Annotated in this window: 12 protein-coding genes; 6 read left to right on the top strand and 6 right to left on the bottom strand. The window is 63.3% G+C overall.

Going from position 1 to position 11850, the window contains the following annotated elements; all coding sequences use genetic code 11:
- Positions 1–47: 47 nt before the first annotated feature.
- Positions 48–926, top strand: a complete 879-nt coding sequence (locus tag ABIE33_RS09595; protein ID WP_429124253.1) for a glycosyltransferase family 2 protein — start codon at positions 48–50, stop codon at positions 924–926.
- 31 nt (positions 927–957) lie between these two features.
- On the opposite strand, the gene ABIE33_RS09590 is transcribed toward ABIE33_RS09595, so the two are convergent.
- Positions 958–2049: a glycosyltransferase family 4 protein gene (locus ABIE33_RS09590; protein ID WP_429124251.1), complete on the bottom strand. Its 1092-nt coding sequence runs from the start codon at positions 2047–2049 to the stop codon at positions 958–960.
- A gap of 198 nt (positions 2050–2247) precedes the next feature.
- On the opposite strand from ABIE33_RS09590, the gene ABIE33_RS09585 reads away from it, so the two are divergent.
- Entirely contained in the window at positions 2248–3348 is a 1101-nt protein-coding gene (locus ABIE33_RS09585; protein WP_429124249.1) for a CobW family GTP-binding protein, read from the top strand.
- A gap of 280 nt (positions 3349–3628) precedes the next feature.
- On the top strand, positions 3629–4618 hold the full coding sequence (locus tag ABIE33_RS09580; protein WP_429124247.1) for a WD40 repeat domain-containing protein: 990 nt from the start codon (positions 3629–3631) through the stop codon (positions 4616–4618).
- A gap of 253 nt (positions 4619–4871) precedes the next feature.
- Here ABIE33_RS09580 and ABIE33_RS09575 read toward each other — a convergent pair whose 3' ends face one another.
- The 3 genes from ABIE33_RS09575 to ABIE33_RS09565 all read right to left on the bottom strand — a co-directional run bounded on the left by ABIE33_RS09575 (position 4872) and on the right by ABIE33_RS09565 (position 7948).
- The gene (locus tag ABIE33_RS09575; protein WP_429124245.1) at positions 4872–6059 is read right to left on the bottom strand and encodes a ZIP family metal transporter; all 1188 of its coding nucleotides are present in this window, start codon (positions 6057–6059) and stop codon (positions 4872–4874) included.
- Entirely contained in the window at positions 6056–7174 is a 1119-nt protein-coding gene (locus ABIE33_RS09570; RefSeq protein ID WP_429124243.1) for a multicopper oxidase domain-containing protein, read from the bottom strand. The genes ABIE33_RS09575 and ABIE33_RS09570 overlap by 4 nt, the downstream gene beginning before the upstream one ends.
- Before the next feature lie 330 nt (positions 7175–7504).
- Positions 7505–7948 (bottom strand): glyoxalase superfamily protein, encoded by a 444-nt coding sequence (locus ABIE33_RS09565; RefSeq protein ID WP_429124707.1) that lies wholly within the window; start codon positions 7946–7948, stop codon positions 7505–7507.
- Between the two features lie 259 nt (positions 7949–8207).
- Between ABIE33_RS09565 and ABIE33_RS09560 the strand changes: the two genes are divergently transcribed.
- The 3 genes from ABIE33_RS09560 to ABIE33_RS09550 are packed head-to-tail and all read left to right on the top strand — an operon-like array spanning position 8208 to position 9848.
- Complete coding sequence (locus ABIE33_RS09560) at positions 8208–8837, top strand: LysE family translocator (protein WP_429124241.1); 630 nt, start codon at positions 8208–8210, stop codon at positions 8835–8837.
- 1 nt (position 8838) lies between these two features.
- On the top strand, positions 8839–9411 hold the full coding sequence (locus tag ABIE33_RS09555) for a winged helix-turn-helix transcriptional regulator (RefSeq protein ID WP_429124240.1): 573 nt from the start codon (positions 8839–8841) through the stop codon (positions 9409–9411).
- Positions 9412–9440: 29 nt separating this feature from the next.
- Positions 9441–9848 (top strand): VOC family protein, encoded by a 408-nt coding sequence (locus ABIE33_RS09550; protein WP_429124238.1) that lies wholly within the window; start codon positions 9441–9443, stop codon positions 9846–9848.
- Between the two features lie 96 nt (positions 9849–9944).
- Here ABIE33_RS09550 and ABIE33_RS09545 read toward each other — a convergent pair whose 3' ends face one another.
- Both ABIE33_RS09545 and odc2 read right to left on the bottom strand, forming a co-directional pair.
- Positions 9945–10535 (bottom strand): GNAT family N-acetyltransferase, encoded by a 591-nt coding sequence (locus ABIE33_RS09545; protein ID WP_429124236.1) that lies wholly within the window; start codon positions 10533–10535, stop codon positions 9945–9947.
- Positions 10536–10623: 88 nt separating this feature from the next.
- Positions 10624–11757, bottom strand: a complete 1134-nt coding sequence (odc2, locus tag ABIE33_RS09540) for an ornithine/lysine decarboxylase (RefSeq protein WP_429124234.1) — start codon at positions 11755–11757, stop codon at positions 10624–10626.
- Between the last annotated feature and the right edge of the window lie 93 nt (positions 11758–11850).

Below are 11850 nucleotides of genomic sequence, written 5' to 3'. Positions count from 1 at the left end.
AACCTCTTTGCGCTTATATCTGGGCAAATCGAGAGGCGACGAGCACCATGAACATCACAGTCGGAATAGCCACGGCGGGTCGCCGGGAGGTGCTGTCCGAAACACTGCTGCACCTGACCCAGCAGGTGCGCCGGGCGGACGCCATCCTCGTCTGCCCGTCTTCGCCTGATGATATCGATCTCGACTTTGTCAAATCGCTTACACCGGAAATTACCCTGGTCACGGGCAGCAAAGGTTCCTGCGCCCAACGCAACGCCATCCTCGACCGGAAAGGAAACGCCGATGTCATCGTGTTTTTCGATGACGATTTTCTGCCCCGGCACGATTTTCTGGCTGAGGTCGAAGCGCTCTTTGGAAGCGAGCCCGACATCGTGGTGGCAACCGGCATGGTCTTGGCCGACGGAATCCATGGCCCGGGCATCCCGGTCAAGGAGGGCCTGGAAATCCTCGCGCGCGATCGGGTGGCGGAAAGCCGGGCTGCGCTCGAACCTGTTTTCAACGCCTATGGCTGCAACATGGCCTTTCGCGTGTCGGCCATTGAAGCCGACGGCACCCGGTTCGACGAAAACCTGCCGCTCTACGGCTGGCAGGAGGACGTCGACTTCTGCCGTCGCCTCGCGCACTACGGACGCATCGTGCGCAGCGACGCATTGCGCGGCGTCCATCTCGGCAACAAACGCGGCCGCACGTCAGGCCTGCACTTCGGCTACTCGCAGGTGGCAAACCCGCTCTACCTCTTCCGCAAGGGCACCGTCGGTCTGGGCTGGGCCCTGAAGCTTATGGGCTCCAACATCGCCGCAAACATTATCGGCAGCCTGAGATCTCAGGGACTTGTCGACAGACGGGGCCGCCTTAAAGGAAATCTCATCGCCTTCGCGGATCTCCTCCGCGGCAGGATCGATCCACTGCGCACACTCGAACTCTAATCGGGCGCTCAGTACCGAATAAGCAAACTGGTCAGCCCCGCCCTGCGACCAGCAGGTTGAGCAGAACGACCGCGCTTGCGTTCCATGAGAACCGATTAGCATTGTCGTGCCCGGCGCGCGCAAGCTGCCGCCGAAGGGCAGCATCGGCGGATATGTGCCGCATGACCTCGACCAGAGTTTCCGCCTTTGTCGGATCGAAGTAGAGAGCGGCCTCGCCACAGGCCTCCCTGACCGGCGGTATGTCGGCGGCGAGCACCGGGCATCCTTGCGTCATCGCCTCGAGCGGCGGGATACCGAACCCTTCGTAGAGGCTCGGGAATAAAAAGGCCGTGGCGTGGCGCTGCAGGCCGGCGATCTCCGCGTCAGTGAGACGCCCGGGAAAGATCAGGTTGCCGCGCGACGTCGGAGCGATGTCGCGAAAAACACTTGGATCCGTGCCGCCGACGACGACAAGCTTGCTGCCCGTCTCCCCCAAAGCCTCAAAGGCACGCACCGCAAATTCGACATTCTTGTTGGGCTTCAAGGTGCCGACGAGAAGGAAGAACGGCGTGTCGGCAAGGCCAAGCTTCGCAACGATTTCCCGATCCGGCTTCAGGTCCGAAAAATGGTCGGTGGCGTTGTAGATCACATCGATGCCCGATGCCGGAACGCGAAATACATCCGCGAGTTCTCCACGCGAAAAATTGGAAACGGTGCCGATCTTCGCGCGCCGCGTCAGGATGTAGCCGAGCGCGCCATGGAACAGCCGGTAGCCGCGGCCAAAGGATGCCGGATGGCGAAAGAGCGTGACGTCGTGGATCACGACCACCTGGTCGGAATGCAACACCGGCCCGCTGCCGCCGAGGCCGACCAGTGTATCGCGCCGCGCCCGCCAAAAAAGCGGCCCCTGCTCCCAGAGATGGCCCGGGCCTGAGCCGAAGCGCTCGATCGATATCGCCGATAGTGGAAGATCATCCGGTGCTGATGCCGGAGCCAGCAACCGCCAGCGCACATTCTTCAGAGCCGCCGGTACATCGCCTGCTGCAATGCGGGCGTCGAGCGCACGGGTGATCTCCCGGGCAAAGCGCTGCACGCCGGTAAGCGGCTGCGTCAGGAACCGGCCGTTGATGGAAATCGTCTTCACGTACGCACCCCTTCGATAGGACGCGGACTCTCCCTGATTTTGATGAAAGGAGCGTTATCGCTGCCCGGTTCGTCCGTCCCGGCGACGGCAGAGGCGTGGCCAAAATGGGCTTGGCCATTTGCGCATCGTCGCCGCATCTCCTATATGAAACGCGACATGGATGCCCGCTCCCCGCATCCCGAGATCCCAGAGGTTCCCATGACCGAAACATCCCCGCAGAAGCCGATTCCCGTCACCGTGCTCACCGGATATCTCGGCGCCGGCAAGACGACGCTGTTGAACCGCATCCTCAGCGAGAACCACGGGCGCAAATACGCCGTCATCGTCAACGAATTCGGCGAAATCGGCATCGACAACGACCTGATCGTGGAATCCGACGAGGAAATCTACGAGATGAACAACGGCTGCGTCTGCTGCACCGTGCGCGGCGACCTGATCCGCGTGGTGGAAGGCCTGATGCGCCGGCCCGGCCGCTTCGATGCGATCATCGTCGAGACCACCGGCCTTGCCGACCCGGTTCCGGTCGCCCAGACCTTCTTCATGGACGACGATGTGCGCGCCAAGACCGAGCTTGATGCCGTCGTCGCGCTGGTCGATGCCAAGCATCTGCCGCTCAGGCTGAAGGACAGCCGCGAGGCCGAAGACCAGATCGCCTTTGCCGACGTCGTGCTCCTGAACAAGACCGATCTCGTCACCCCCGAGGAACTCGATCGGATCGAAGCCACCGTTCGCGTCATCAACCCGTCGGCCCGCATCTACAAGACGCAGCGCTCCGACATCGACCTCACCAAGGTTCTCGACCAGGGCGCGTTCAACCTCGAGAAGGCGCTGGAAAACGATCCGCACTTCCTCGACGAGCAGGACGATCATGAGCATGATCACACCTGCGGTCCGGATTGCGGTCACGATCACCATCATCACCACGATCATGACCATCATGATCATGATCATGATCACGACCATCACCACCATGACCACGCCCCCTCGCCGATCCATGACGTGACGGTGCAGTCGATCTCGCTGCGCGGTGGCGAGATGAACCCCGACCGCTTCTTCCCCTGGATCCAGAAGATCACCCAGACGGACGGCCCGAACATCCTGCGTCTGAAAGGCATCATCGCCTTTGCCGGCGACGCCGAGCGTTATGTCGTGCAGGGTGTGCACATGATCATCGAGGGCGACCATCAGCGCGCCTGGAAGGAAGGCGAAAAGCGCGAGAGCCGCCTGGTCTTCATCGGCCGCGACCTCGACCGCGAAAAGCTGGAGCGCACGTTCAAGGCTTGTGAAGCTGCAGCCTGATTCCGGAAACCGCGATGCGGCTTCCCACTAGAGCATCCCGCTTTCAAGTGGACACACTGAAGGCGGATAAGATGCTCTAGAATCAAAGTGCTAGAGCGTCCTTAGTGCGTTCATCTGAACGCAGGGCGCTCTAGAGCCGGATGATTTCAGGTCAGATCGAGCTGAAATCTGAATCCGCTCTAAGATCAAGTAAGCAGAGCATGATGTCGGCCGAAAACCACTTAGACTTTTCGGCACCATGCCCTAACAGCATGCCGAACCAGGGGACCTTAACAATCTGATGCCGACAGTCGCTCCGCTCGATCTTGAAGGCCACGTCGTTGGCGTGGCCTTTCTCAAGGGCATACCTTTCTTCGCCGAAGCCACCGGCGCCATCCACCGCCTCGACCATGGCCACAAGACGACCGAAGTCCATGAAGGGCTGCTGTCCCTCGTTCTCGACGAGGCGAACGACACGCTGCTGACCGGCGGTGAGGACGGCAAGGTGATGCGCACGGCCGCCGACGGCACGGCGACGCTGGTTGCCGAAGCGCCGCGCAAGTGGATCGCCCAGGTCGCCGCCGGCCCGCAGGGCGCCGTCGGCTATGCCTATGGCAAGACCACCCATGTGCGGCTCGCCGACGGCACGACGAAGGAATTTGCCGAAGAGCGCACGGTCGAGGGCGTCGCCTTTGCACCGAAAGGCCTGCGCGTTGCCGCCGCCCGCTACAACGGCGTGTCGATGCACTGGGTTGCCACTGCGGGCCAGCCGATCGATCTGGACTGGAAGGGCGCCCATACCGGCGTCACCTTCTCGCCCGACGGCCGCTTTCTCGTCACCACGATGCAGGAAAACGCCCTGCACGGCTGGAAGCTCGACGCCAAGCCCGGCGCCGAAGCGCGCCATATGCGCATGACCGGATACCCTGCCAAGGTGAAGTCGCTCTCCTGGTCCGCCAAGGGCAAGTGGCTTGCCTCCTCGGGCGCGCCGGCCGCCATCGTCTGGCCCTTCCAGGGCAAGGACGGGCCGATGGGCAAGGCGCCGCTGGAGCTTGGCACCCGTGCCGACATCATGGTCACCTCCGTCGCCTGCCATCCGGCCGAAGACATTGTCGCGATCGGCTACCAGGACGGCATGATTCTCGCTGCCCGCTTCGCCGACAGCAAGGAAGTGCTGCTGCGCCGCCCCGGCAAGGGTGCGGTCACCGCCATGGCCTGGAGCAAGGACGGGCGCCAGCTCGTTTTCGGTTCGGCCGAGGGCGACTGCGGCGTCGTCGATATCGCCGGATAGCGTTCGCGCGATGCTCTTCGAGTGACGCGACGTATTTGCCCCTCACCTAACCCTCTCACCGCCAGCGGGGCGAGGGGACGTGGCACACGCTCTGTCAAAGAATGCCGAAACAGTTGGCCGGGCGAAACAGCGCCACAAGTCCCTTCTCCCCGTCCCGACGGGGAGAAGGTGGCGGCAGCCGGATGAGGGGCAAGCTTCGCCCAGCATCCAATGCTCAACCCGAGGCTGCGCCTCCGCTATCCTCCCAAAGCAATCAGATCTTCACCAGCGCCGCCGTCACGTACATGAAGGCAACGCCGGCCGCGAGCCCGCTCATCACGGGCGGCGTCAGGAAGACTTCGATCCGCTTTCCGCTCTGGCGCATCAGATAGGCGCCGACCTCGACGAGGACCTGCAGGATCGCGCCCGCGCCGATCGCCAGCGCCAGCGCCGACCATTGCGCCGACGTCGCCAGGCTGCCGAGCCACATGCCGATGACCGCCGGCCCACCGGCGAGCAGCGTCAAGCCGATGAAGGCCCAGAGTGAGGGCCGCTGTTTTAGGATCGGCGCGGCGATGCCGATGCCTTCGGTCACATTGTGCAGGGCGAAGCCGAGCACCAGGAAGATACCGAGCCCGGCCGATCCGGCCGCAAAGGCGGCGCCGATCGCCAGCCCCTCGCCGAGATTGTGCAGCCCGATGCCGAGCGCGATATAGGTGGCAAGCGCCAGTCCGGTCGGCACGCCGCCGCGCCGGCCGATCGCCATCAGCAAGAGGAAGCTGCCAAGCCCCGCAAGCACCACCATGACCGGCCCCTGGAAAATTGCCGCGGCCTGCGACGCCAGCTCCAGGGCTTCCGCACTTGCATCGACCAGCAGGAAGGCGAGCAGGCCGATCGTCAGCGACAATAGAAACGCCATGCCCGCCCGGCCGACGCCACGCAGCAGCGGGTAGAACATCAGGCCGACGGCGACCGGCACGATGCCGACGATGATGCCAACCAGCGCCTGCAGCCGCAACTGACCTGTCGTCGCCTGCGGCGTCGGCACGGCAACGGCAATGTCATGCGCGAAGGTGGCGCCGGTGTTGGTCACCACTTTCAGCGCATGCGCCTCGCCCAGCATCCATGGGAAAGGCAGGTTCAGCCATGCCGCTTTGCCTCGCGCAATCGGACCCGGCGGATCCTGGGTGAATTGCCAGTAGGCGTCATCCACCTGAACCTGCGCCACCGTCATCGGTTCCGAACCACCGGCGCGAACCAGCAGGCGAAGGCCGCTGTCGTCGAGCACGGTTCGTTCGAAGGTCAGGTTTTCGACCGGCGGCGCACCGTTGCGAAAGCCGGATAGCGGATCGGTCGACAGGATCCACGCGACGGCGACGGCAAGGGCGAGCAACGGCAGGGCCAGCCAAACCAGATTGGTTTTTGCCGCGCGGATAGCGGCTCTCGGCAGAGTTTCGTTCATGCCAGCGCCTCCACGACATCGAACATGCCGACCCAACCCAGTTCGGTAAACTCGGTCTGGTGCGGATGGAACATGTAGAGGCCGGGTTCGTGCTCGGCGAAGGTGAACTCCAGAATGCCGCGCTGCGCCTGGCACTGGGTGATGAGGTCGACGGTTTTCAGCGTCGGCGTCAAAGTCGTCCCCTGATCGAAGTAGTCGAAGAAATTGGCGTGCAGGTGGAACGAGTTGATCGGATCGAACTCGATGACATTGATGAGGTAGATGCGAACCGGCTTGCTCTTCACGATGCGGATCGGCCGCTTCATGAAGGCATGCGCGACAGTGTTGACCGCGTAGAATTCGTTCTCGGCATCGAAATTGGTGTCGAAGGCGTTCATCACCATCACCAGTTCCTGCCAGCCGGCATTCTCCGGCGTGCCGATGAGGCGCGAGCGGGCGACGTCGATCTGATCCGGATGGCGCTCCGGGTCCGGGTCAATGACGAAGGCGCCGTACATGCCCTTGTGGATGTGGCGGCGCAACGGCATGGCATGACAATGGTAGAGATGGCAGCCGAAGGGCTTGGCGTCGAATTCATAGACGAACTCATCGCCGGGATCGACCATGCCGGCGCCCGGCACGCCATCCATCCGCGCCGCGTGAATGCCGTGAAAGTGGATCGAATGCGGGTGCGAGGCGTAGTTGCGAAAGACGATGCGCAGGCGCTCCCCCTCCTTGGCCCGAAGTGCTGGCCCCGGCACGCGGCCATTATAGGTCCAGGCCGGAAAGGTGATGCCCGGCGCAATTTCGATGTCGCGATCCTGCGCGGTCATCTCGAAGGTCCTGAGCGTTCGTCCATCCGGCAGCACCGAGACGGTGCCCGTGTCCCAATCGGTCAGCATGTCGGTCGGATCGAAGCCGTTGACGGTGCTGTCGACGTCACCGACCGTCATCATGGCGCCATGGCCCATTGCCGCCATATCGCCCAAACCGGGCGCCATCATCTGGTGGCCGCCATGTGTCGCCTGCTGCGCAAGTGCGGCGCCGGCGCAGATCGCGGTGCCCCCGGCCGCCGCCAGCCCGCCCATCAGCAGGCTGCGCCGCCTTAGCAGGTCTTGCCTCGCCGAACTCTCCATAGATATCGCCCCTCGCCCGATACAGCGCCACGTGTCCGCTCCGGATTGCAGAGGCGATGCCACAAAGCCCGATTTGACCGGTTCACCTTATTGCGAACCGTTCGCAACTACATTGATAATGCAAATGCAACTCATTCGCAACTAGTGAAGAAACAGACGGATGCGATGAACGGGTTGGTGCGATGAGCGGGGTTGATGCCGCGCGGGAGTATCGTCGGGCGAAAGGTGATTAAGTCCCCGAAGCGCTTGGCTTCGGGGATGTCTGCTGAGGAGCCAATAGCTGGCAAGTCGCAACCGTGATGATCGCACGGCGGCGGCAGCAAGAGCGGCTCACCATTCCAGTTCCAGCTGTGGACGGCCGTTGGACGTCTTCTCGATCGTGCGCCCGGTCTCGTCGACGGTCGCGGTCACCCGCTGGCGAAACGCGGAGAAGCTCTCGAAGGTCACGACATCAACCGGTTCGTCGAACTTCATCGTCAACCGGTAGCGCCCGGGCTGTGCCGTCAGCGCCTGCACCGAAAGGATCTCGCCTTCGAAGGGCTGGCCAAGATAAAGGCCCTTCACTCGCGAACCGAGCATCCAGGGATTGAACGGCGGCCGATTGCCGGCGGCAGCGTGAAGCGTATTCCAATCACGGTAGCCGTACTGGGCCGCAATCAGTTCGAGAGAACGGGAGTGGCTGATATCCTCGCCTTCGGAGGATAGCCGTGAGCGCAGGCGTTTGGCCTGGTCCTTGAGGGCATCGAGCGACGGTAGCGTGTTTGATCCGCGCATCATGACAGGGTCTCCTGCTGCGGCATGCATTGTCAGAGATGGGAGCCCGCATTGCCACCGGTTCGCATGCCGTTTCGGCTGACCGTGTCTGAAAATAAGGGCTTCACCAAAGCATGACGCTCGCGGACGGCAGGGGCCCTCGCCCTGCCCTCTCCATAGGGGAAGCACCCGAAGCTGTCAAATGCGGCCCCTGGCTCCTGTTGCGCAGGAGCTTGAGGTGTGGGACGACTTCCCCTGCCGCGTTACACTGGAGGGTATCATGGGCGGAACCACCATCCTCGCATTCGCCTTAGTCGCTTTCATCGGCATCGCCACGCCCGGCCCGACCGTGCTTTTGGCGCTGACCAACGGTTCGCGCTATGGCATCAGGCGCGCGCTTGCCGGCATGGCCGGCGCCGTGCTCTCGGATTTCGTGCTGATCGGCGCGGTGGCGCTTGGCCTCGGCGCCCTGCTCGCCGCCTCGGAATTCTGGTTCACCGTCGTCAAATGGCTGGGTGCTGCCTATCTCGCCTTTCTCGGCATCACACTGTTGCGGTCGAAGGGAACGCTCGATGTCTCCATCGACAAGGACGCTGCCGACGTCACGACATCAGCGATTTTTCTGAAGAGCTTTCTGGTCGCCGTCACCAACCCGAAGGGCTATCTCTTCTTCTCGGCCTTCCTGCCGCAATTCATTGACCTTGGCCTACCGCAGCCGCCGCAATATGCAGCGCTTGCCGCCGTCTTCGCCACGGTCGATTTTGCCGTCATGCTCGGCTACGCCCTGCTCGGCTCTCAGGCGGCCCGTTTTCTCAAGCATTCCGGGGCCGTGTGGATCGAGCGCATCTGCGGTGGCGCTCTGCTTGCCCTTGCCGGTTCTCTGGCTTTCTATCGCCGCGCCACCAACTGACATGCTGTTCCGTAAGGCCATCCTCGATCAGATCGCCAAAGGAGGCGTGACACTGGCCTTCCGGCGCTGGACGAAGCCGACCGTCAAGGCCGGCGGCAGCCTGCGCACGGCGGCCGGCATATTGTCGATCGACGCCATCGAGACCACCGATGACGAAGACATCAGCGCTGAGGACGCCCGTCGCGCCGGGTTCCCGACGCGCGAGGCGCTGTTTGCCGAGCTCGACGGCCGCTCCGAGGGCACACTTTACCGCATCACCTTCCACCGCTCAGGCGACGATCCGCGCCTGGCCTTGCGCGATGATGCGGCGCTTGGGAAAGCCGACCGGGCCGCGATCGCTGCCCGCCTCGCCCGGTTCGACGAAACTGCCGGCCAGATCTGGGCAGAGCCGACACTCCGCCTGATCGCTTCGCGCGACGGCATCACCGCCGCCGAGATCGCCGAACGGGTCGGCATGGATAAATTCAAGCTCAAGGCACGCATCCGCAAGCTGAAGGAACTGGGACTGACGGAAAGCCTGACGGTCGGCTATCGGCTGTCGCCGCGCGGCCGGTCCTTCCTTGGTCAGATTTGAACGATGTCAGCCAAGACAAGGGAGAAGACATGATCGGATACACGATGGTCGGGACGACCGATCTCAAGCGCGCCGAACGGTTCTACGATCCGCTGATGGCGCTGTTGGGCCAGGAACGCTGCTGGTGCGACGAGCAGGTGGCGTCCTGGGGACGCAAGGATGACGATCGCTCCCCGCGTTTCTTCACCGGCTATCCCTTCGACGGAAATCCCGCCGGCGTCGGCAATGGGGCCATGACCGCGTTCCTCGTGCCCAGCGCTGAAGTCATCGACCGGCTGTTTGCGACAGCGATGGAACAGGGCGGCAGCGTCGAGGGTGAGCCGGGCTTTCGCCCGCAATATGGAGAAGGCTTCTACGCCGCCTATGTGCGCGACCCCGATGGCAACAAGCTCGCCTTCGTTTGCTACGATGCGAAGCCGTCTGCCGCCGAAGCGTGATCTCCTGTTCCTATGACGTGCACTCCCACCTCTCGCATGAGAGAGGTGGGAGTGCAGCGAAAAATCCGCCCCCGCAGGGTTGGAGGCGGAAACAGATCAGGCGGCGCGCTTGACCGGCGGCAGCGCCAGCTTGCGACCATTGGCGACGATCAGGCCGGCAGCGCCTTCGAGCCAGGCGTCCCGAAGCTCAAGCGCCAGGAAGCGGTTGCGCTCGAACGGACCGGGCATGACCAGATGCTGCGTGCCCGCGGCGAAGAAGCCGAAGCGCTCGTAATAGGCGGCGTCGCCGACCAGCAGGATCGCGCCGTGGCCGCGATTCTTAGCCTCTTCGATCGCCGCACGCATCAGCATGCCGCCGATACCCTTGCCCTCATGGGCAGGATCGACCGCCAGCGGACCGAGCAGCAGCGCAGGAATGGTGTGACCTTCGCGGTTGACGCCGGCCTCGACGTTCCACAGGCGAACGCTGCCGATGACATGGCCATCGAGATCGCGGGCAACGAAGGCGAGGCCCTCGGCCGGCACGCGCCCGTTGCGCAGCTTTTCCGACGACTTGCGGCGCCGCTCCGGCCCCATCGCCCGGTCGAGCAGGTTTTCGCGGGCAACGACGTCACCCGGGTTTTCATTGTCGATAACGAATGTGGACGGCGCGAAAAACGCGCGCAGGGCATCAACAACAGCGGCCATCTGGGCCTCCCGTCATCAAAACCGCTTCAGGCGGCATCTAGGAAAATTGTGAAATGGCGCTCCCGTCCGAGAACGGGAGCAAGCCGGATCAGATCACGTAGGACTTCAACGGGTCGAAGCCGTTGAAGGCGACGGCCGAGTAGGTCGTCGTGTAGGCGCCGGTGCCTTCGATCAGAACCTCGTCGCCGATCGAGAGCGTGATCGGCAGCGGATACATGTTCTTCTCGTACAGCACGTCGGCCGAATCGCAGGTCGGGCCGGCAAGCACGCAAGGCTCCATTTCGTCACCGTCACGGGCCGTGCGGATCGGGTAGCGGATCGCCTCGTCCATGGTTTCGGCGAGACCGCCGAACTTGCCGATGTCGAGGAACACCCAGCGGTGGCTGTCATTGTCCGACTTCTTCGACACGAGAACGACTTCCGCCTTGATCACACCGGCATTGCCGACCATGCCGCGGCCCGGCTCGATGATCGTTTCCGGGATGTGGTTGCCGAAGTGCTTCTTCAGCGCGCCGAAGATTGCCTGGCCGTAGGCTTCAGCCGTCGGCACGTCCTTCAGGTACTTCGTCGGGAAGCCACCGCCCATGTTGACCATCTTGAGCTCGATGCCCTGCTTGGCCAGCTGCACGAAGACGCGCTTGGCATCGGCAAGGGCCGAATCCCAGGCATCGAGCTTCGTCATCTGCGAACCGACATGGAACGAGACGCCGTAGGAAACAAGGCCATGCTGATGGGCGTAGACGAGCACATCGACAGCCATCTGCGGGACGCAGCCGAACTTGCGCGACAGCGGCCATTCGGCCCCTTCGCCATCGGTGAGCACGCGGCAGAACACGCGGGCGCCAGGGGCGGCACGTGCAACCTTCTCGACTTCCTCATGGCTGTCGACGGCAAAGAGCGACACACCGAGAGCGTGAGCGCGAGCAATGTCGCGCTCCTTCTTGATGGTGTTGCCGTAGGAAACGCGGTGCGCGGTCGCACCGGCGTCGAGCGCCATTTCGATTTCGGCGACGGACGCGCAATCGAAGGAGGAGCCCATGCCAGCGAGCAGGCGCAGGATTTCCGGCGCCGGGTTTGCCTTGACGGCATAATAGATCGAGCTGTCGGGCAGCGCGTGGCGGAAGGCCTTGAAATTGTTGCGCACGACGTCCAGGTCGACAACGAGGCACGGGCCTTCGGGTCGTCGGGTGTTGATGAAGTCGATGATGCGTGCCGTGGTCATGGCCTTATTCCCCTGATCCAAAATGCTCCGCTTTCGCGGAGGACAAAGGGCATACGCGCGAATGCTCTGGAACCAGCCGGTGGAGACCCCGGA

It is taken from the genome of Ensifer sp. 4252, assembly GCF_050434565.1.
Taxonomy (GTDB): Bacteria; Pseudomonadota; Alphaproteobacteria; order Rhizobiales; family Rhizobiaceae; genus Ensifer.
Note: the sequence above shows the minus strand (reverse complement) of the source record. Positions and strands in the feature narration are given on the sequence as shown.

What these genes read in the sequence shown, in the direction of transcription:
- ABIE33_RS09595 (WP_429124253.1), top strand. Translation starts at nt 48, where the DNA reads ATGAACATCACAGTCGGAATAGCCACGGCGGGTCGCCGGGAGGTGCTG.
- ABIE33_RS09585 (WP_429124249.1), top strand. Translation starts at nt 2,248, where the DNA reads ATGACCGAAACATCCCCGCAGAAGCCGATTCCCGTCACCGTGCTCACC.
- ABIE33_RS09580 (WP_429124247.1), top strand. Translation starts at nt 3,629, where the DNA reads ATGCCGACAGTCGCTCCGCTCGATCTTGAAGGCCACGTCGTTGGCGTG.
- ABIE33_RS09575 (WP_429124245.1), bottom strand. Translation starts at nt 6,059, where the DNA reads ATGAACGAAACTCTGCCGAGAGCCGCTATCCGCGCGGCAAAAACCAAT.
- ABIE33_RS09570 (WP_429124243.1), bottom strand. Translation starts at nt 7,174, where the DNA reads ATGGAGAGTTCGGCGAGGCAAGACCTGCTAAGGCGGCGCAGCCTGCTG.
- ABIE33_RS09565 (WP_429124707.1), bottom strand. Translation starts at nt 7,948, where the DNA reads ATGCGCGGATCAAACACGCTACCGTCGCTCGATGCCCTCAAGGACCAG.
- ABIE33_RS09560 (WP_429124241.1), top strand. Translation starts at nt 8,208, where the DNA reads ATGGGCGGAACCACCATCCTCGCATTCGCCTTAGTCGCTTTCATCGGC.
- ABIE33_RS09555 (WP_429124240.1), top strand. Translation starts at nt 8,839, where the DNA reads ATGCTGTTCCGTAAGGCCATCCTCGATCAGATCGCCAAAGGAGGCGTG.
- ABIE33_RS09550 (WP_429124238.1), top strand. Translation starts at nt 9,441, where the DNA reads ATGATCGGATACACGATGGTCGGGACGACCGATCTCAAGCGCGCCGAA.
- ABIE33_RS09545 (WP_429124236.1), bottom strand. Translation starts at nt 10,535, where the DNA reads ATGGCCGCTGTTGTTGATGCCCTGCGCGCGTTTTTCGCGCCGTCCACA.
- odc2 (WP_429124234.1), bottom strand. Translation starts at nt 11,757, where the DNA reads ATGACCACGGCACGCATCATCGACTTCATCAACACCCGACGACCCGAA.